At 63.3% G+C, this 18,846-nt stretch carries 17 protein-coding genes; 9 read left to right on the plus strand and 8 right to left on the minus strand.

Translation table 11 applies throughout. The features are described from left to right. Window positions 1-4 precede the first annotated feature (4 nt). Window positions 5-1,345, plus strand: coding sequence for a chloride channel protein (locus AC54AG_RS23685; RefSeq protein WP_070304120.1), 1,341 nt, complete (start codon window positions 5-7; stop codon window positions 1,343-1,345). Here the strand turns inward: AC54AG_RS23685 and AC54AG_RS23690 are convergent. The 5 genes from AC54AG_RS23690 to AC54AG_RS23710 form a co-directional block, all read right to left on the minus strand. Then, window positions 1,335-1,784: a MarR family winged helix-turn-helix transcriptional regulator gene (locus AC54AG_RS23690; RefSeq protein ID WP_257620499.1), complete on the minus strand. Its 450-nt coding sequence runs from the start codon at window positions 1,782-1,784 to the stop codon at window positions 1,335-1,337. The two genes, AC54AG_RS23685 and AC54AG_RS23690, sit on opposite strands and share 11 nt — an antisense overlap. Window positions 1,785-1,908: 124 nt before the next feature. Next, complete coding sequence (locus AC54AG_RS23695) at window positions 1,909-3,021, minus strand: toxin-antitoxin system YwqK family antitoxin (protein ID WP_496631721.1); 1,113 nt, start codon at window positions 3,019-3,021, stop codon at window positions 1,909-1,911. Window positions 3,022-3,168: 147 nt separating this feature from the next. Next, window positions 3,169-5,004: a lipid A export permease/ATP-binding protein MsbA gene (gene msbA, locus AC54AG_RS23700; protein WP_496631722.1), complete on the minus strand. Its 1,836-nt coding sequence runs from the start codon at window positions 5,002-5,004 to the stop codon at window positions 3,169-3,171. A 108-nt stretch (window positions 5,005-5,112) separates the two neighbouring features. Beyond that, window positions 5,113-5,496: a hypothetical protein gene (locus AC54AG_RS23705; RefSeq protein ID WP_034759028.1), complete on the minus strand. Its 384-nt coding sequence runs from the start codon at window positions 5,494-5,496 to the stop codon at window positions 5,113-5,115. A gap of 46 nt (window positions 5,497-5,542) precedes the next feature. Continuing rightward, window positions 5,543-6,505 carry a Dyp-type peroxidase gene (locus AC54AG_RS23710; protein WP_319993252.1) on the minus strand — a complete coding sequence of 321 codons (963 nt, stop codon included), beginning with the start codon at window positions 6,503-6,505 and terminating at the stop codon, window positions 5,543-5,545. A 154-nt stretch (window positions 6,506-6,659) separates the two neighbouring features. Between AC54AG_RS23710 and AC54AG_RS23715 the strand changes: the two genes are divergently transcribed. Beyond that, window positions 6,660-8,081 (plus strand): aminotransferase-like domain-containing protein, encoded by a 1,422-nt coding sequence (locus tag AC54AG_RS23715; protein WP_070304125.1) that lies wholly within the window; start codon window positions 6,660-6,662, stop codon window positions 8,079-8,081. A gap of 5 nt (window positions 8,082-8,086) precedes the next feature. Here AC54AG_RS23715 and moaA read toward each other — a convergent pair whose 3' ends face one another. Then, window positions 8,087-9,154 carry a GTP 3',8-cyclase MoaA gene (gene moaA, locus AC54AG_RS23720; protein ID WP_139143443.1) on the minus strand — a complete coding sequence of 356 codons (1,068 nt, stop codon included), beginning with the start codon at window positions 9,152-9,154 and terminating at the stop codon, window positions 8,087-8,089. Between the two features lie 103 nt (window positions 9,155-9,257). Then, window positions 9,258-9,539, minus strand: a complete 282-nt coding sequence (locus AC54AG_RS23725) for a helix-turn-helix domain-containing protein (protein ID WP_070304164.1) — start codon at window positions 9,537-9,539, stop codon at window positions 9,258-9,260. 165 nt (window positions 9,540-9,704) lie between these two features. Here AC54AG_RS23725 and AC54AG_RS23730 point away from each other — a divergent pair, with 165 nt between their 5' ends. The 6 genes from AC54AG_RS23730 to AC54AG_RS23755 are packed head-to-tail and all read left to right on the plus strand — an operon-like array spanning window position 9,705 to window position 17,222. After that, window positions 9,705-12,017: an FdhF/YdeP family oxidoreductase gene (locus tag AC54AG_RS23730; RefSeq protein WP_496631723.1), complete on the plus strand. Its 2,313-nt coding sequence runs from the start codon at window positions 9,705-9,707 to the stop codon at window positions 12,015-12,017. A gap of 13 nt (window positions 12,018-12,030) precedes the next feature. Beyond that, window positions 12,031-13,410 carry a cytochrome ubiquinol oxidase subunit I gene (locus tag AC54AG_RS23735; protein ID WP_070304128.1) on the plus strand — a complete coding sequence of 460 codons (1,380 nt, stop codon included), beginning with the start codon at window positions 12,031-12,033 and terminating at the stop codon, window positions 13,408-13,410. A gap of 30 nt (window positions 13,411-13,440) precedes the next feature. Continuing rightward, window positions 13,441-14,421: a cytochrome d ubiquinol oxidase subunit II gene (locus AC54AG_RS23740; RefSeq protein ID WP_070304129.1), complete on the plus strand. Its 981-nt coding sequence runs from the start codon at window positions 13,441-13,443 to the stop codon at window positions 14,419-14,421. Between the two features lie 27 nt (window positions 14,422-14,448). Continuing rightward, complete coding sequence (locus AC54AG_RS23745; protein WP_034759046.1) at window positions 14,449-15,369, plus strand: bestrophin family protein; 921 nt, start codon at window positions 14,449-14,451, stop codon at window positions 15,367-15,369. 12 nt (window positions 15,370-15,381) lie between these two features. Then, window positions 15,382-16,215: a formate dehydrogenase accessory sulfurtransferase FdhD gene (fdhD, locus tag AC54AG_RS23750; RefSeq protein ID WP_034759049.1), complete on the plus strand. Its 834-nt coding sequence runs from the start codon at window positions 15,382-15,384 to the stop codon at window positions 16,213-16,215. Between the two features lie 38 nt (window positions 16,216-16,253). Continuing rightward, a complete protein-coding gene (locus AC54AG_RS23755; RefSeq protein WP_496631724.1) occupies window positions 16,254-17,222 on the plus strand; it encodes a ribonuclease Z in 969 nt (322 codons plus the stop codon). A 124-nt stretch (window positions 17,223-17,346) separates the two neighbouring features. Here the strand turns inward: AC54AG_RS23755 and AC54AG_RS23760 are convergent, their stop codons facing one another. Beyond that, window positions 17,347-18,003: a tetratricopeptide repeat protein gene (locus AC54AG_RS23760; protein ID WP_070304131.1), complete on the minus strand. Its 657-nt coding sequence runs from the start codon at window positions 18,001-18,003 to the stop codon at window positions 17,347-17,349. Between the two features lie 164 nt (window positions 18,004-18,167). On the opposite strand from AC54AG_RS23760, the gene AC54AG_RS23765 reads away from it, so the two are divergent. Beyond that, window positions 18,168-18,827, plus strand: a complete 660-nt coding sequence (locus tag AC54AG_RS23765) for an XAC2610-related protein (protein ID WP_496631725.1) — start codon at window positions 18,168-18,170, stop codon at window positions 18,825-18,827. Window positions 18,828-18,846: the final 19 nt, after the last annotated feature.

Genomic DNA, 18,846 nt, shown 5'->3' on the forward strand with positions numbered 1-18,846 from the left:
CGCAATGAAGCACTTGCACGATATTCCCTCTGCCTTCAAGCATGAATTTGCCAACCCGCGCCTGTGGTGGTCGCGCGCCGTCGTCGTCGGCATGGCCGCCATCGCGGGGCTCGTCGTCGTCGGCTTTACGTGGCTGGCGGAGGAAGCGCTGGACCTGTTTCTCTTTTTTAACGGCAAGGCCTGGTGGTTCGCCCTGCTGTGGACGCCGGCCTGCGCCGCCCTGCTCGTCTGGCTGACGCGCCGCTACGCGATGGGCGCGGCTGGTTCCGGCATCCCGCAAGTGATGGCGACGCTGGACCCGGCCGTGGCGCCCGAGCAGCGCTCGCTGTTCGTGTCGCTGAAACTCAGCGCCGCGAAAATCGTCCTGACGGCGGGCGGCTTGCTGGGCGGATTGTCGCTGGGGCGCGAAGGACCGTCCGTGCAGATCGCCGCCGGCGTGATGCTGGCCGCGCGCCGCTGGCTGCCCCGTCACTCGCAGGTGAGCGCCCATTCCCTGCTGGTGGCCGGCGGCGCGGCCGGCATCGCGGCTGCCTTCAACACGCCGCTGGCCGGCGTCATGTTTGCCATCGAAGAATTGTCACGCTCGCCCGAGCAGCGCAACAGCGGCCTCATCGTCGCAGGTATCGTGCTGGCCGGCATGATGGCCGTGTCCATCCACGGCAACGCCACCCACTTCGGCATCATCCACCCGGGACCCATCGGCCTGGCGCTGGCCTTGCCGGGTTTACTCGTCACTCTGGTCGCGGGCGTGGCGGGCGGCCTGTTTGCGCGGCTGCTGCTGGCGTCCGCCCGGGGCAATCCGCTGGGAAAATTGTCTGCGTGGAGAAAAGGCCGGCCCGTGCTGTTCGCCGCCGTCTGCGGTGTGCTGGTGGCGGCCATCGGCATCGCCAGCCATGGCGCCACGTTCGGCAGCGGCACCGTGGCCACGCGCGCCATGCTGGAAGGCTCGTCCGACGTAGCGCCCGCCTTTGTTGCTTTCAAATACGTGGCGACGTGGCTGACCGTGTGGTCGGGCGTGCCGGCAGGCATTTTCGCGCCCTCCTTGGCCATCGGCGCCGGCATCGGCCACGATATCGCCGTGCTGCTGCACTACCCGCATGCGCCCGCCCTAATCGCGCTGGGCATGGTGGGCTTCCTGGCCGCCGCCACGCAGGCGCCGCTGACGGCGTTTATCATTGTCATGGAAATGGTCGACGGCCACGGCATGGTGCTGAGCCTGATGGCCTGCGCCGTCGTGGCCAGCACGGTCTCGCGCGTGCTGAGCGAACCGTTGTACGGGGCGCTGGCGCAGCTGCAGTTGCAGCGGCTGCCGCTACAGCCGACGGGCCGGGAAACTACATCGTAAACGGAAACGGCTGCATGCCCGCCTGCGTATCATCGGGGGCGACGACGGCCAGCAAGGCACTCAAACCCTGGTTCAGGTGGGCCAGGCTGGCAGCGTCCAGCTGGGCCAGGGCGCTGGGCAGCAAGCCGCGCGCCGGCTGCGGTGCGCCGGCGATCACGGCCTGCCCTTCCGCCGTCAGGGTCAGGGTCACCACGCGCTGGTCGGGCTGGTCGCGCGCCTTGCGCACATAGGATTTTTTCACCAGTGCCTCGACCAGGTTGCTGGCCGTCGTCTGGTGGATCGACATCTTGCCGGCCAGCTCGCCCATGCGCAGGCCCGGCCGCTCCAGCAATTCCTGCATCACCCACAATTGCGCGCCCGACACACCGCATTGCTTCTCGATCTGCGCCGAATGCCGCTGCGCCGCGCGCATGACGACGCGCATGTTTTGCAAGGCCATGCCCTGCGCCCTGGCTATCGCCGATACTTCCGCTTCCGCCACCATTGCCTCCAGTTATCCCGCCGGCTTCGCGCCTGCTGGCGGGCCGGAATCCGTACATGATACCTGCAATGGCGGCGCGGAACTAACTGCCTGTCACTGGCTGGCCATCCTGCCATGCCTGTTCCAGCACCAGCTTGCCGGCCTTGTCCCAGTGGCGCTCGATGCCGTGCTTCTTGCCGTGTTCATACGGCACGATCTGCCGCAGGCTGCCGTCGCTGTACCAGGTTTGCAGCAAGCCGTGGCGCTGGCCTGCGACAAACGGCGTCACGCTGGCGCGCACGCCGTTGGCATGCCAATCCGTCGTATCGCCGTGGTCACGCCCCTGTGCATCTTTATGCCACGCAAAAATGGGATGGCCATTCGCTCCCCACTTTTCCAGGCTGAGCACGTTACCTTTCTGGTACAGCGTCTTGTTCGACAGTTTTCCATTGCCATGGCTTTCAAACGACCAGCCATCGGGCTGGCCGTGCACCCAGACGGTTTTGGCCAGCACCTTGCCGTCCTGCGCATACGTGACAAACTCGCCCTCGCGCTGGCCATCGACGAACTGTCCCCGTTGGAACAGCTTGCCATCGTCATAAAACGATTCCTGCACGCCATCCATCTGGCCATTGCGTTGATACGAGCGGCTGCTGACGGCTCCGTTCGCGCCATACGACACGTGCTCGCCATCGGCCATCTCGTCGCCGTGATACAAGGTGCGGCTCATCAGCTGGCCATTCTCGTGATACGTTTCCGAGATGCTGTCGCGCCCGTTCGGCAGCGCCGTCACCTTTTGCTTGACCTGGCCGTTTTCAAAGTACACGCAGCCGCCGAGCAGCTCCTCGCCCTGGTCATTGAAATAGGTTTCGCGCAGCAACTGGCCATTCTCGTAGTAGGACTTGCGAAAACGCACGAACCTGACCTGGCTCAGGTCCAGGTCCGTGGTGTAGGTTTCAAAGGCCAGCACGCCCGGCGTGTCGGGAAATTCGAGGCGGATATGCCAGGCGCCCAGCGCCTCGTCGCGCACGGGCGGCGTACGCAGCGCATAGGTGGCGCGGCGCTGGTTGCTTGGCATAAAATTTTCATCCAGATACATAGTCTGGTCTTCCTCCTGTAGGGTTGGCGTTGGCGCTGCCTGCTGCTGCGCCGCCAGCGGCAAGGCTGCGCACAGCGCGGCGGCCAGCAGCCAGCGCATCGTTTGTCGATTTTTCATGTTGTTCCATTGTTCATGTTGCTTTGCGGCCACCATCATAAAGGCAAGCACCGTGCGCCATGGGCACGATTGCCGCCCCATGAAAAAAGGCCGGGACGGACCTGCTGGTCCGGCTCCGGCCCGGCGGATGCGCTGGCGCGCCACACCTCAGCCCACGCTGTCCTTGACGGGCGACAACTGGCTCGCATGCAGGCGCGCATACGCGCCGCCCTGCTGCAGCAAATCCCCATGGCTGCCCGATTCCACCAGGCGCCCGCCCTGCATGACGACGATGCGGTCGGCGCTTTCGATGGTGGACAAACGATGGGCGATGACGATGGTGGTGCGGTTGCGCATCAGCACTTCCAGCGCGGCCTGCACGGAACGCTCCGACTCCGTATCGAGCGCGCTGGTCGCTTCGTCCAGAAGCAAAATCGGCGCGTCCTTGTACAGGGCGCGCGCGATCGCCAGGCGCTGGCGTTGTCCGCCCGACAGGCGTGAACCGTTCTGCCCCGCCTGGGTGGCGTAGCCTTGCGGCAGTTGCATGATGAAGTCATGCGCATAGGCGGCGCGCGCCGACGCTTCGATGCGGGCCTGGTCCGGGGCCGGGTCGCCGTAGGCGATATTGGCCGCCATCGTGTCGTTGAACAAAATCACATCCTGGCTGACGAGGGCAAACTGGCGCCGCAGGGCCAGCAAGGCGTAGTCGCGTACGTCGACGCCGTCGAGCAGGATCTGGCCGCCGCTGACGTCGTAGAAGCGCGGCAGCAAGCCCAGCAAGGTCGTCTTGCCGCCGCCGGAACCGCCCACCAGGGCCACCGTCTCGCCGGCGCGAATGTCGAGCGTGATGTCGCTCAAGGCCGTGGGCGCATCGGGGTCGTCACTGTTGTAGCGGAACTGCACGTTCTGCAGGGACAAATTGCCCTGCACGGCCGCCGGGGCCACTGTGCCCGGGTCCGGTTCCAGCGGCGTGTCGATCAGGCCGAAAACGGACTCGGCCGCCGCCAACCCCCGTTGCAGCGGCTCATTGATCTTCGTCAAATTCTTGATCGGCGACTGCATGGCCATCAAGGCGCCCATGAAGGCAACGAAGGCCCCTGGCGTGATGGCGCCGCTTTGCGCGCGCAGCATGGCGAAATAGATCACGGACGACAGGGTAATACCGACGAGCATCATGATGAAGCCGGAATTCATTGCCGACGTGGCCGCGTGCTTGACGGCCAGCTGGCGGTTGCGCTTGACCACGTCGACAAAGCGCGCCTGCTCATAATCCTGGCCGCCGAAGATTTTCACGACGCGCTGGCCGGCGATGCTTTCGTCGAGCACGGACGTCAGCTCGCCCACGGCTTGCTGCGAACTCTTGCTCAAATGGCGCATGCGGCGGCCCGCCAGGGTCACGACGATGGCCACGATGGGCATCGACGCCATGCAGAACAGGGCCAGTTTCACATCGATGCTGAACAGCAGGATCAAATAGCCGACGGTGGCGACGGAATCGCGCACCATCACGTTGAGCACGTTCAAACCCGCCTGCGACACCTGGCTCGCGTCGAAGGCCACGCGCGACTGCGTCAGACTGGTGGTGGTGGTATCGAAAAAGCGGCTGGGCAGGCGCATGATGGTGGCGAACATTTTTTCGCGCAAGTCGGCCTGCACCCGGCTCGATAGCCAGACGGAACCGTAATCGCCGGCAAAGCTCGACACCATGCGCAGCACGGCCAGGCCCAGGATGGTGGCGGGAATCACCCACAAGTCCACCTGCCCCGCCTGTGCCGGCAAGAAACGGTCGACCCAGCCCTGCAGCATGCCCATCACGCCGGACGCGGGCGCGACCTGCGTGCTGGCCGTCGTACGCATGGCGTCGACGACGTTTTGCAACTGGCGGATTAACAACACATCGGTGGCGGACGCCACGCCCACGGCCAGCAAGGTGGCGGCAACGATGGCGCCATAGCGGCGAAACTGCCCGGCCAGGCGGAAAAACAGGAGGCGACTTTGCTGCATGCAGGTGAGAAAAGTGAGGGTAAAGCGTGATTCTAACCGCTGCCAGACTTACCTAGAGGAAAGTCGCACCTTGCCGGTGCAGAACCGGCAAGGGAACAACACGGACGATCAGCTCTTCGCCACTTTCCACGCGGCCGCGCCGGCCTTGCAGACCTTCAGCTTGAGCGTCTGTTCCTGGCCCTTGGCGCTCAAGGCTACCTGCACCTTGCGGCACGTTTGCGCATCCGTTTTTTCCGTGTCGCTGGCCGTGATTTCGGCGGCGATGCGCACGGAATTGCGCAAGCCTTCATTACTCCATTGCACGGTTTCGCCATCCTTCTTGTCATTGAGCACGTCGGTGACGGCCTTGACGAAGACGGGCTTGTCGTTCTTGTTCAGGTAAGCCATCGGCGTATCGGCCAGGAAACCCAGGCCGACGGCGGAGGCGGAAGCGCTGAAGACGACGCTGCCGAAGATCAGGGCGGACAGCAAGGTGGCGGGACGAATACGCATGAAAAACTCCTAGTAAAAGTAAAAATCGGAACCGCCGGGGCGGCCCTTAGCCGGGATCCGCCGGCGAAATACCCACGGTCAGCAAGGCATCGATGCTGGGCACGAAATAGATCGCCGACGACAGCGCCGTGGAAAAATCCAGCAGCCTGTCCGTCTTGGTGACGCCATCATAGCCTACACCGTACATTTGCCGCAGCATGCCCATGGTCACCGTGATGTCCTTGCAAAAACCGACAAACATGACACCCGCCTCGCTGGCATTGGCGTAATTGGCATTGCGGCGCACGATATCGACTTCCTCGCCATCGCGGATGAACTGATTGCGGCCCACGTGGGAATCGACGGGCAGCGGCGACAATTCATGGCTGCCTGCCTTGGTGCGGCCCCACACCTGCTCCGCCGCGTGCACGGGCAAGGCGCGCAGGCGTTCCACGTCCATGCGCCATTTCTGCAGCAGCACGGTCGAGCCGCCCGCACCCGCCTCGCCGTCCGGAATGATGGCCACGCCGTTGGCACGAAACGGATTCGGATTGGCGACGCCGTCGGCAAAGCCGTCGAAGGTCACGTTATTGTGATACGGAAAACACACCTGCTCGCTGGCCAGCTCTGCAAACGGACTCAGCAAAGTGAGCGTCGTGCGCATGCTGTCGTACAGGTTGGCCGCGTTCGACTGCGTGATCCAGACCCAGAAATCGTGCTGGGTGGCCGGCGCCGTCTTGCCGTTGGCGCCCACCAGGTCGTGCGCGAACGACGCCATATTGTCCGGCACGCAGCCGGGGCAAGCGGCGCGCCACAGCTCGGGCTTGAATCCCAGCACCACATTGGCCGTGCCGCCCGTCAACTGATGGTGGCGGTTCAGGGTGGGATCGAGGATACCCGTGACTTCGGATTCCCACAGCTTGCCCAGCAGCTTGAACAACTGCCGCATATCGACGCCGGCCTTCACATTGAACTGCAAATGCACTTCGTCGCGCGCGACGACAGACAGCATGCTTTGTGGGATTGCCATCAAATGTTCCTTTTTTACTTTCTGTGTGGATATTAAACCAGAACTGCCGAACGACAGTTTCATTTCGACAACATGCGGTGGCCGCAGCCATACCGCCTCCATGAATTGGACGATAATGCAATGACGTAGAGCAAGAATCAAAGAATGGATACCAATGAAATTGTATGAAAAGCTCGTCAGCGAGATCGAGCAACTGGTGGCCAAGGGTGTGCTCTTGCCCGGCGAACGCATTCCCTCCGTGCGCCAGACCAGCCAGCAGCACAAGCTGAGCATCACCACGGTGCTGCGCGCCTACGTCAAGCTGGAAAGCATGGGCGTGATCGAAAGCCGGCCCCAGTCCGGCTACTTCGTGCGCCCGCGCGCCGGCGACGTACAGACCGCCGACCTGTGCATGCAGGCCTCCCAGCCCAGTCCCGTTCCGGCGGAAGTGCACGTCAGCCGCCTGGTGCTGTCGACATTGCGCTCGATTGGCTTGCACGATGCCATCCCGCTGGGCTCGCCCTACCCCGACCCGTCGCTGTTTCCCTGGGAACGCATCAACCAGTATGCGGGTGCCGTGGCGCGCCGCAACCGCGTGTGGAACATGACGGACGACCTGCCGCCGGGCAACCCGCAGCTGATCCGCGAAATCGCCCGCCGCTACATGGAAAACGGTCTGGCCGTCGATCCCGATGAAATCATCGTCACCGTGGGCGCCACGGAAGCGATCAACCTGTGCCTGCAAGCCGTGGCCAAGCCGGGCGATACCATCGCCGTCGAGTCGCCCACCTTCTATGCCATGCTGATGGCCGTCGAACGGCTGGGCATGAAGGTGGTGGAAGTGTCCACCGATCCGTACGACGGCATCAGCATCGAAGCGCTGGCCGACATCATGGCCCGGCAACCGATCGCCGCCGTCATGGTGATGCCGAACTTCCAGAATCCGCTGGGCTTCCAGATGTCCGACCAGCGCAAGCGCGCCCTGGTCCAGCTGCTGGAGCAGCACGACGTGCCCGCCATCGAAAACGGCGTCTACAACGAACTGTATTACGGCGACGCCCACCCGTCCTCGCTCAAGTCGTACGACCGCAAGGGCATGGTGCTGCACTGTTCCTCGTTTTCCAAGAGCCTCAGTTCCGCGCAGCGCGTGGGCTGGGCCCTGGCTGGGCGCTACCGGGGCAAGGTCGAGGAACTCAAATTCCTCAACACCCTGGCCACATCGTCGTTTCCGCAGCTGGCCATCGCCGAATACCTGCAAAACGATGGCTACGAACAGCATCTGCGCCGCACCCGCAAGGCCTATGCCCAGCAAGCGCGCATCATGGCTGCCGCCGTGCAGCGCTTCTTTCCTGCTGGCACGAAAATCTCGCACCCGCAGGGCGGCTACGTGCTGTGGGTGGAATTGCCCGGCGGCATAGACTCCATGCAGCTGTACCGGCGCGCGCTGGAATGCAAGATCACGGTGGGTCCGGGGCGCATGTTTTCCGTCAGCCAGGCCTACAAGCATTGCATCCGCCTCAACTACAGCTATCCGTGGAGTGTGGGCGTCGAGCAAGCCATTATCCTGCTCGGCAAACTGATCACCGAATTCCTGTAGATCACTCACCCGCCCACCAGCGACATGCGCACGGTGGGATACTGCTTGCGCCCGCCAAGCTGGGCCAGTGCACCGCGCACTTCCGAATAGCGGTCGCCACGCCGCTGCCAGTGCTGGCGCAGCAGGGTTTCCAGTTCTTGCCCGGAGTCAAGCCGGGGCCGCAGGTCGAGGCCGTCCTGGGCGAACAAACAAGTAAACAGCTTGCCGTCCGACGACACGCGCACCCTGCTGCAGTTGCCGCAGAACGGCTGCGACACGCTGGAAATAAAACCCACTTCGCCGCCGCCATCGAGGTAACGGTAGCGGCTGGCCGTCTCGTGCAGGACAGGCTTGCCTTCGCCCAGCGACACGAGGGGGAATTCGGCGGCGATCAGCGCGCGCGCCGCGTCAGACGTGACGACGTGCGTGCGCGACCAGGCGCCGATGCCGCCCACGTCCATGAATTCGATCAGGCGTAGGATCACGCCCGTGTGGCGGAAGCGGCGCGCCAGCGGCACGATCTGGCTGTCGTTGACGCCTTTCTGCACGACCATGTTGACCTTCACGGGGCTCAATCCCACGGCTTGCGCTACCTCGATCCCGTGCAGCACTTTCTCGACAGGAAAGTCGACGCCATTCATGCGCTGGAAAATACCGTTGTCCAGACTGTCGAGACTGACGGTGACCCGGTCCAGGCCAGCATCCTTCAGCGAACGCGCCTTGGCCGCCAGCAAGCTGCCATTCGTCGTCAGGGCGATGCTCACGGCGCGCCCGTCCGGCGTGGTGAGCCGCGCCAGCGACTCGATCAGTTGCTCCAGGTTCTTGCGCAGCAGCGGCTCGCCGCCCGTGATGCGGATTTTATTCACGCCGAGGCGCACGAAGGCGCGCGCCATCGTTTCGATCTGCGCGAAGGACAGGCGCTCGCTGGAGGGAAGAAACGGATAATCGCTCGGGTACAGCTCGGCCGGCATGCAATAGGTGCAGCGGAAATTGCACTGGTCGATGACGGAAATGCGCAAGTCCGTCAGGGGGCGGCCCAGCATGTCCACGCACGGCTCACTATGGTCTGGCTGCGGATACCTGATGGTGTTCATTGTGCTTCCCCTTGATGTGCGTTCGTCTGGAAGTAGCATAGGACGAAAGCAGGCACTCAAGGAGGTACAGTCCGGCGCCAGGCGATAGAGTACAGATTCGGCTTTACTCTCCTGGTGGCGCGAACATGCTGGCGCACAGCTCGGCGCCCGCCGTACTCAGCGAAGCGCTGCCGCCGCCACCCTCCGCCGTGGCAACGGTCACCAGTCCCGCGCTGGACAGCGCATTGAGCTGGCGCAGCAAAGTGCTCATCTGTACTCCTGCCCGCTTGGCCAGCTTGGCCAGCGACCACGGTTTTTCCGACGCCTCCTGCCGCGCTTGCCACAGCAGCGCCAGCAGGGCTATCAGTGCCGCGTCGACTCCCACTTCCTTGTCTTCCTTGTGCATGTTTTTCTCCTTGTCCACATCATAAATCACGGCCGGCGCCGGCGCGACCGGCATCGTCGTCTTGCCATCTGTACTCTGTTTTTTTAGCCGGAACTGTGCGCCTATGGGGCTGTCCGCCGCCCCTACCATGTGATTGTCCCATCGCATATCACCAGGAGAGTCATCATGAGCAAGCCAAAGTCCGACGCGCGCATCGCGCCCTACACCCATGCCGCGGCCGGTTGGGGTGCCCTCAAGTACGTGGCCATCAATCTGTTCAAGGAAAAAGTCAGCGCGGGCAATTACCGCTCGCTGTTCGAGCAAAACCAGCCCGATGGTTTCGACTGTCCCGGCTGCGCCTGGCCCGACCGCGAACACGCGTCGACGTTTGAATTCTGCGAAAACGGCGTCAAGGCCGTGGCCGCCGAATCGACGAGCAAGCGCGTGCGCCCCGAGTTTTTCCAGGAGCACACGGTCACCGAACTGATGGGGCAGTCAGACTATGATCTGGAGCAACATGGCCGTTTGACGGACCCCATGGTGTACGACGCCGCCAGCGACAAATACCAGGCCATTTCCTGGGACGACGCGTTCGCCCTCCTGGCGCACCACCTGCACGCGCTGGACGACCCGAACCAGGCCGCCTTCTACACATCGGGGCGCGCCAGCAACGAAGCGGCCTTCCTGTACCAGCTGTTCGTGCGCGCCTACGGCACCAACAATTTTCCTGATTGCTCCAACCTGTGCCACGAAGCGACGAGCCGTGGCTTGCCGGAAACGGTGGGCATCGGCAAGGGCACGGTGCTGCTCGACGACTTCGAGCATGCGGACACCCTGCTGCTGTTCGGCCAGAATCCGGCCACCAACCATCCGCGCATGCTGGGCGAACTGCGCGAAGCATCGCGCCGTGGCGCCACCATTGTTTCCATCAACCCATTGCACGAACGGGGCCTGGAGCGCTTCACGAGTCCGCAGCATCCGCTGGAAATGCTGACGGGCGGCAGCACGAACATCTGCTCGCTGTTCATCTGCCCGACCCTGGGTGGCGACTTCGCGCTGATCAAGGCCATGGCCAAGCGCGTCGTCGAGCTCGATGACGAGGCCATCGCCCACGGCCAGGAGCGCGTGCTCGACTGCGCCTTCATCGCCGAACACACGACGGGCCTCGACGCGTTCGCGGCCGACCTGCGCGCGGAAAGCTGGGATTTGCTGCTGGCCGAATCGGGCGTGGCGCGCGACAAGATCGAAGAGCTCACGCAGATCTATGTGAAAGGCAAGGCCGTCATCGCCACCTGGGGCATGGGCGTGACGCAGCACAAGAACTCGCTGGCCACCGTGCAAATCCTGTCGAACTTGATGATGATGCGCGGCAATATCGGCAAGCGCGGCGCGGGCCTGTGTCCCGTGCGCGGCCACTCGAACGTGCAGGGCGACCGCACCATGGGCATCGAGGAACAGCCGACCAAGGAATTCCTCGACCGCCTGGGCCTCGTCTTCAACTTCGAGCCGCCGCGCCACCACGGCTACGACGCCGTCGGCACCATCGCGGCCATGCTGGAAAAGAAAGTCAAAGTATTTGTGGCGCTCGGCGGCAACTTCTCGATGGCCACGCCGGACACGCCGCGCACGTGGGGCGCGCTGCGCTCGTGCGACCTGACCGTGCACATCGCCACCAAGCTCAACCGCAGCCACCTCGTGCATGGCAAGGATGCGCTGATCCTGCCCACCCTGGGCCGCACGGAGATCGACGTGCAGCAGGGCGTGGCGCAAGGCGTGACGGTGGAAGACTCGATGAGCATGGTGCACATCTCGTTCGGCATGAACCAGCCCGCCTCGCCCAATCTGCGTTCGGAAATCGCCATCGTGGCCGGCATGGCGCAAGCGACCGTGGGCAGCGAAAAGATCGACTGGCTGCGCTATGCCGGCAACTATGCGCTGCTGCGCGACTCCATCGAGCAAGTATTCGATGACTTTTTCGACTACAACTTGCGCATAGCCAAGCCGGGCGGTTTCCACCTGAAAATCGCCTCGCGCGAACGGGTATGGAAGACGGACAGCGGCAAGGCGCAATTCATCGTCAACGCCGTGGAACTGGACACGCCGATCCACCGTGCGCGCCAGCAATATGGCGAGCGCCTGATGGTGCTGATGACCACGCGTTCGCACGACCAGTACAACACGACGATCTACGCCATGGACGATCGCTACCGCGGCGTGTTCGGCCAGCGCCGCGTGGTCTTCATCAACAAGGACGACCTGGCCATGCTGGGCTTTGCGGCCGGCGACTGGGTCGACCTGATCGGCGTGTGGCATGACGGCATCGAACGCCGCGCCGACCGCTTCCTGCTGGTCGAGTACGACATCCCGCGCGGCTGCATCGGCGCCTACTACCCGGAAACCAATCCGCTGGTGCCGCTCGACAGCGTGGGCGAAGGTTCGCGCACGCCGACCTTCAAATCCATCCCCGTGCTGCTGTCGCCTTCGGCCGCCCTCAGCTGATCAGGAGAACGCCATGTTCGGTTTCGATACCCTGGACCTGTCGCGCGCGCAATTTGCGATGACGGCCATCTTCCACATCCTGTGGCCCATATTGACGATCAGCCTGTCGCTGTTCCTGTTCGTTGTCGAGGCGCTGTGGCTGCGCACCAGCGACCCCGTCTACTATCGCCACGCGCGCTTCTGGAGCAAGCTGCTGGTGCTGAACTTTGCCGTCGGCGTCGTCAGCGGCATTCCCCTGGAATTCCAGTTCGGCACCAACTGGGCGCCGTTCTCGCACCACTCGGGCCAGTTCATCGGCAACATCCTCGGCTTCGAGGGCGCCATGGCCTTTATGCTGGAAGCGGGCTTCATCGGCGTCATGATGTTCGGCTGGGGCCGCGTACCGAAAGGCGTGCACCTGTTTGCCACCGGCATGGTGGCGCTCGGCTCCAGCATTTCCTCGTTCTGGATCATGGTCGCCAATTCCTGGATGCAGACGCCGGCCGGCGTGCGCGTGGTCGACGGCAAGATCATCGTCACCGATTACGTGGCCGCCATCTTCAATCCCGACATGGCCTGGGCCGTGGGCCACATGTGGGTGGCCGCCGTGGAAACGGGCTTGTTCGTCATCGCCGGTATTTCCGCCTGGTATATGTTCAAGCGCCGCGAACCGGCCTTCTTCGCCCGCTCGTTCAAGCTGGCGCTGATGCTGCTGCTCATCATCGCGCCGTTGCAGGTCTGGCTCGGCGATTCGAGCGGCGTCGATGTTTTCAAGACCCAGCCCGCCAAGGGTGCGGCCATCGAAGGCCACTGGCACACGAACCGCGATGGTGAAGGCGCGGCCTGGTCCTTGCTGGCCTGGCCCAACCAGCTTGAACAAAAGAATGACTGGTCGATCGAAGTGCCCGGCATGCTCAGCGTGATCGCCACGCATAGCGCCACGGGCAAGATCACGGGCCTGGCCGACATCGCCCGCGAAGACCAGCCGCCCATGCTGCCGCTGCTGTACTACGCGTTTCGCGCCATGGCCGGCATCGGCATGTGGTTCGTGCTGCTGTCGTTCTGGACCTTCGTGGTCTGGCGCAAGGCGGGCGGACGGGTGGAAGAGTTCGTACGCAACCGAAAGCTGCTGCTGGCCTGGGTGCTGACAATACCGCTGCCCTACATCGCCGTCGAGTGCGGCTGGATCGTGCGCGAAGTGGGACGCCAGCCGTGGGTCGTGTACGGCCTGCTGCGCACGCGCGACGCCGTCTCCGACGTGGCGGCCCATGCCGTGGCCGGCAGCATGCTGATGTTCTTCGTGTTTTACATCGTGCTGTTCGTCACTTTCTTTGTGTTTGCCAAGAAATGGCTGCAACAAGGCCCGGACGTGGCACTGCCGCTGCCGGACGCTGCCCATGCCGTGGGCTACTGAAATGCGCCGCTACCAATCAAGGAGTTTGTAATGGATATCAATTCGCATGCCATGCTGGGCAATGCCTGGTTCGGCCTGATCGGCCTGATGCTGATCTTTTACGTGGTCACGGACGGTTTCGACCTGGGCGTGGGTATCCTCAGCCTGTTCACCCGCCGCGAGCAGGAACGCAACCTGATCTTCCAGTCTATCGAGCACGTGTGGGACGCCAACGAGACCTGGCTGGTCGTAGTGGGCGGCGCCCTGTTCGGCGCCTTCCCCAGCGCCTACGCCACCTTGCTGGAACAGCTGTACATTCCCATCATGCTGCTGATCGCCAGCCTGATCATGCGCGGTGCCTCGATCGAGTTCCGCCATGCGGCCGGCAACAAGCGCCTGTGGGACGTGATCTTCGGCGTGGGCAGCCTGCTGGCCGCCGTGGCGCAAGGCGTGGTGCTGGGCGAGGTCATCACGGGCTTGCAGCCGGGCTGGCTGAGCGGCATCTTCACGGCCTGCACGGCGCTGGGCGTGGTGGCCGGCTATTGCCTGCTGGGCAGCACTTACCTGATCAAGAAGACGGGCGGCCAGCTGGAAGCGGCGGCGCGCCGCTATGCGACGGCCAGCGTGCTGGCGACTGTCGCGGCCGCCATCGTGCTGTCGGCCGGCACCATGGTCTTCAGTGCCATCGGCCACGACCGCTGGGCGCAGCCGGGCGTATTCGGCGTGCTGCTGGCCCTGGCCGCCATCGCCGCCAGCGCTTTTATTTACATCCTGTGGGCCGTGCACGTGAACGGCGTGCGCGGCCCGTTCCGCGGCGCCATCGTGCTGTTCCTGGCCTCGTTCGCGGGCCTGGCCATCAGCTTTTTCCCCGACCTCGTACCGGGCAAGCTGAGCATCGCGGCGGCCGCCTCGGATGAGCCGACCCTGATCTTCATGCTCATCGGCATGGGTGCCATGCTGCCGATCATGATCGGCTACAACCTGTTCCAATACTACGTCTTCGAGGGCAAAGTCGTGCCCCGGAAACATTAACCGGCATCACGGCATGCGTCTTCCATCATGATTATCCGCCCCACCACCAACTGGTTTCGCATGCTGTTCGTATGGGATGGCTCGGTGCTGCAAGCCATCATCCCGCAATTGCTGCTGATGCTGGTCGTCAGTTCGCTGGCCTTGCTGACGGATGGCCGTATCTTCGGCGTCAAGATTCCGCTCGATACGGCGCCATTTCCCATGGTCGGCATCAGCCTGGCGATCTTTCTCGGCTTTCGCAACAACGCCAGCTATGCGCGCTTTGTCGAGGCGCGGCATATCTGGGGGCAATTGCTGATCGCCGCACGGGCCCTGGCTTCGCAGGCGATCACGTATCTGCCGCAGGAAACGAGCGGCCTGGACCGCGAGTTGCTGCTGCGCCGCCTGACCGCCTTCGTCTACGCGCTCAAGCACCAGCTGCGCCAGACAGATCCGCAGCAAGACCTGGCGCGCTACCTGCCGGCCGAGGAAGTGCAGCGCTTGCAAGGTATCCACTTCAAACCCGTCGCCGTGCTGCATGCGGTACGGGCCATGCTGTACGACGCCGTGCGGCGCCAGCCGGGCCAGACGCAGCTGCTGTGGATGCTCGACACGCAGCTCAACGACCTGGCCGCCACCGTGGCCGGCTGCGAGCGCATCAAGAACACGCCGATTCCATATCCGTATGGCGTGCTGGTGCACCGCACCGTCTACATGTACTGTTTTTTACTGCCGCTGGGCCTGGTGGACGCCATCGGCGTGGCCACGCCCCTCATTTCCGTCTTTGTTGCCTACACCCTGTTTGCGCTGGAAGCCATCGCGCAACAGATCGCCGAACCGTTCGGCCTGGCGCCCAACTGCCTGGCCCTGAACGCCATGACGCGGGAAACAGAACGCTCGCTGCTGGAATTGAACGGCGACCCGCTGCCGCCATCGATCCAGCCCTGCCCGCGCTATCAAATCAATTAACGGGAGAACAGCATGGACTTTGATACCACTACCACCGAACGCGACGGTTTCCTGGAAGTTCCCATGGTGCGCCACCAGGCCGGTGTGGCCACGGCGGGCCACGACATGGTGGCCGAGGAGTATCCCGTAGCCCTCGTCTACAACGGCATCGCCCACGCGGTGATGATGGCTACGCCGCGCGACCTCGAGGAATTCGCCGTCGGCTTTACCTTGACGGAGGGCATCGTCGGCAGCGTACGCGACATCTACGACCTCGACGTGTGCTGCGGCGAGGACAGCGCGGAAGTGCGGCTGACCATTGCCCAGCCGGATTTGATGCGGCTCAAGGGCCGCCGCCGCGCGATGTCCGGGCGCACCGGTTGCGGCGTGTGCGGCATCGAAAGCCTGGCCCTGCTGGACCTGGTGCCGGAAAAGATCACGCGTCCCCTACCGCCGCTGGTCGCCAGCAGCGCCATCCTCGGCCGCGCCGCGCGCGAACTGCTGCCCTACCAGGAGCTGATGCACAAGACGGGCGGCGTGCATGCCGCCGCCTGGTGCACGGCCGAGGGCGCCATCGTGAAAGTGTTCGAGGATGTGGGCCGGCATAACGGCCTGGATAAACTGATCGGCTACCTGGCCCTGCACCGCATCGCCATGCACGACGGCTTCGTCTTCCTGTCGAGCCGCGCCAGCTATGAACTGGTGCGCAAGTCGGCGCGCATGCATATCGGGCTCGTCGCCACCATCTCGGCGCCCACCTCGCTGGCCATCCGCATCGCGCGCCAGGCCGGCATGCAACTGGCCAGCTTTTGCCGCCGCGACGGTTTTGTCGATTACACGGCAGACGAGGTGCCACCGGTGGGCTGAACATTGGCAAGCCCGCACGGCTGCCGCATAATGCGGGCATGTTCAAACTGACTTTTCTCGGCACCTCTTCCGGCGTGCCCACGCGCTACCGCAACGTCACGTCGCTGGCCCTGCAAACCACGCACAACCGCGACTGGTGGATGATCGATTGCGGCGAAGCGACGCAGCACCGGCTGCAGCGCATCCCCCTGTCCGTGCACGACCTGGTCGGCATCTGCATCACCCACGTGCATGGCGACCACAGCTACGGTCTGCCGGGCCTGCTGGCCAGCGCCTCGATGACGGGACGCAAGAGGCCCCTGCTGCTGATCGCCCCGGCCGCCATCAAGGCCTGGATCGATGCCACCTTGCTGCACACGGAACTGTTTTTGACGTACCCGCTGATCCATATCGACGTGGACAGCGCGCCAGTCGTGCATGAAGCAGCGGGCCTGACCATCGAGCGCCACGCGCTGTCGCACCGGGCGCCAAGCGTTGGCTACCGTTTTGCGCTGGAAACGAGCCGATGGAAGCTGGACAAGCCGGCCCTGCTGGCGGCCGGCGTACCGCCCGGTCCCGCCTGGGGACTCTTGCAGGCGGGCCAGGATGCGACACTCGACGATGGTACGGTACTAGCGGCCGGCGCTTTCCGCCAGACGGAAACGCAGCGCGCCACGGTGGTGATCGGCGGCGACAACGACACGCCGTCGTTGCTGACGGACGCCTGCGCCGGCGCGCAACTGCTCGTGCATGAAGCCACCTACACGGAAGCGATGCTGCAGAAAGTGGGTCCCGGCCCCACGCACAGTTCCGTGCAGCGCGTGGCGCAGTTCGCCGAAGCGGTGCGCTTGCCAAACCTGATCCTCACCCACTTCAGCGCCCGCTATCACCATGCGGAAGGCATGGCCGAGCTGGAAGCGGAGGCCCGGCTGCATTACTCGGGCGAACTATTCCTCGCACGCGATTTCGACAGCTATGAGCTCGATGCGGCCGGCGAGCTGATCAAACTGCCGTTAAAACCAAATTAACAACGCCTGACAAAACCGTAGCGAGCGGAAGGAAGTTGTGGTCGAGAAGCGCAACTGTACGAAGGTACAGTGAGCATCGCAGACCGCAAATTACGACGCGCAGTAGGTTTTGTCAGGTGTTATTTTAGTGGGGATTGACGCCATATTGGGCCGCATATTCGGCCGCCAGTGCGCGCGCCGCTTGCTGCTGTGAGGGCGTAAGGATTTCCAGCAACTGGTCGCGGTTCTTGATCGATTGCGTACTGCCCGCCTCGGCCGGCATGGCGATCCACGCGTACGCTTGCACATAATCAAGTTCCACGCCCTGCCCTTGCGCGTACAGCAAGCCGTATTCATTCTGCGCCGACAGGGAACCGGCTTCGGCCGCCTGCTTGTACCAGAACGCCGCCTCGGCATAGTCTTGCGGTACGCCATCGCCCTTGCGGTACGCCTGCGCCAGGTTGAATTGCGACTGGCCATCGCCCGCCTCGGCCGCCTGGCGTCCGTAAGCCAGCGATTGCGCCATGTCTTGCGCGACGCCATCACCGCTCGCATACATCAGGGCGAGGTTGGCCAGCGACGGCGGAAAACCCGCTTGCGCGGCGGCCGTGAACAATTCCACCGCTTTCGGCAAGTCTTGCGTCACGCCATGCCCCTGGTAATACAAGCTGGCCAGTAAATGCTGGCCGGCCGGGTCGCCAGTGCGCGCGGCCGCGTCGAATTGCCTGAACGCCTCGGCGTGGTTATCGTCGTTATAAGCGAGGATGCCCGCTTCATTCAAAGATTCGGGAGAGGATGTCATCAGAATTCCTTATTCGGGGATTTTTTGGCATTGTACAAGCACTGTTCCGTGCAGAATGCACGATAGGAAATGGTGTGGCGCATTGCCCAAATCATGCGTTATGATCGCTCTCCGCCTGATGCAATCAGGGTATTGCGCCCAATTGCCTGCCCAAGAATATCGCCATGAAACTGATTGCTCTGCTTTTATCCCTGATTTCCACCTCGGCTTATTGCGGCACCTTGCACCTGGACAAAGCCGCGACAGGCAAAGTACGGCAAGCCACGGATATCCGCTATGCGAACCACGATGAAAAACAGACCTACCGGCTGAAAATCGGCAAGCAGTGGATCCATGGCAGTTGCAGCAGCAGCGGCACGGGCAATTTGCACGCGCTGCTGCTGGACATGAATTTCGACGGCCAGGCCGACCTGTGGGTCACCGGCTACACGGATAGCCAGGGGCGCATCCGCTGTTCCGATGTGTGGCTGTGGGATTCGCCGGCGAAGCAATACCGTTTCAACAAACCACTATCAGCCATTCCGAATCTGGATATCAGCATGGCCGATCGAGCAATCAAAGGCGGCATCCCCAATTGCGGCTGCGCGGCACAATGTTTTTATGAAGACAGCTATAAGTGGCGGGCTGACAAATTAATCGCCACCGCCCGGCGCGAACAGGATTGCGAACGCTACCGTGAATATCGCTTGAATGAAAAAAACGACTTGATCATCGTCAAGGATGAAATCATCGATAGCGGTAATCCTGGCCAGCAAGCCATCGAGAATAACCATGTATATGACTGGCAGCGCCATGCGCACATCATGCGCAAATCCTGGGAGTGATATTTGCCCCCCAATCCGA

The organism is Janthinobacterium sp. BCJ23 (assembly GCF_059617945.1).

Excerpts from the sequence above, each read along its gene's own strand:
- AC54AG_RS23705 (WP_034759028.1), bottom strand. The coding sequence starts at position 5,496 with ATGCGTATTCGTCCCGCCACCTTGCTGTCCGCCCTGATCTTCGGCAGC.
- AC54AG_RS23710 (WP_319993252.1), bottom strand. The coding sequence starts at position 6,505 with ATGGCAATCCCACAAAGCATGCTGTCTGTCGTCGCGCGCGACGAAGTG.
- msbA (WP_496631722.1), bottom strand. The coding sequence starts at position 5,004 with ATGCAGCAAAGTCGCCTCCTGTTTTTCCGCCTGGCCGGGCAGTTTCGC.
- AC54AG_RS23715 (WP_070304125.1), top strand. The coding sequence starts at position 6,660 with ATGAAATTGTATGAAAAGCTCGTCAGCGAGATCGAGCAACTGGTGGCC.
- AC54AG_RS23745 (WP_034759046.1), top strand. The coding sequence starts at position 14,449 with ATGATTATCCGCCCCACCACCAACTGGTTTCGCATGCTGTTCGTATGG.
- AC54AG_RS23740 (WP_070304129.1), top strand. The coding sequence starts at position 13,441 with ATGGATATCAATTCGCATGCCATGCTGGGCAATGCCTGGTTCGGCCTG.
- AC54AG_RS23765 (WP_496631725.1), top strand. The coding sequence starts at position 18,168 with ATGAAACTGATTGCTCTGCTTTTATCCCTGATTTCCACCTCGGCTTAT.
- AC54AG_RS23755 (WP_496631724.1), top strand. The coding sequence starts at position 16,254 with ATGTTCAAACTGACTTTTCTCGGCACCTCTTCCGGCGTGCCCACGCGC.
- moaA (WP_139143443.1), bottom strand. The coding sequence starts at position 9,154 with ATGAACACCATCAGGTATCCGCAGCCAGACCATAGTGAGCCGTGCGTG.
- AC54AG_RS23695 (WP_496631721.1), bottom strand. The coding sequence starts at position 3,021 with ATGAAAAATCGACAAACGATGCGCTGGCTGCTGGCCGCCGCGCTGTGC.
- AC54AG_RS23730 (WP_496631723.1), top strand. The coding sequence starts at position 9,705 with ATGAGCAAGCCAAAGTCCGACGCGCGCATCGCGCCCTACACCCATGCC.
- AC54AG_RS23735 (WP_070304128.1), top strand. The coding sequence starts at position 12,031 with ATGTTCGGTTTCGATACCCTGGACCTGTCGCGCGCGCAATTTGCGATG.
- fdhD (WP_034759049.1), top strand. The coding sequence starts at position 15,382 with ATGGACTTTGATACCACTACCACCGAACGCGACGGTTTCCTGGAAGTT.
- AC54AG_RS23685 (WP_070304120.1), top strand. The coding sequence starts at position 5 with ATGAAGCACTTGCACGATATTCCCTCTGCCTTCAAGCATGAATTTGCC.
- AC54AG_RS23725 (WP_070304164.1), bottom strand. The coding sequence starts at position 9,539 with ATGCACAAGGAAGACAAGGAAGTGGGAGTCGACGCGGCACTGATAGCC.
- AC54AG_RS23690 (WP_257620499.1), bottom strand. The coding sequence starts at position 1,784 with ATGGCCTTGCAAAACATGCGCGTCGTCATGCGCGCGGCGCAGCGGCAT.
- AC54AG_RS23760 (WP_070304131.1), bottom strand. The coding sequence starts at position 18,003 with ATGACATCCTCTCCCGAATCTTTGAATGAAGCGGGCATCCTCGCTTAT.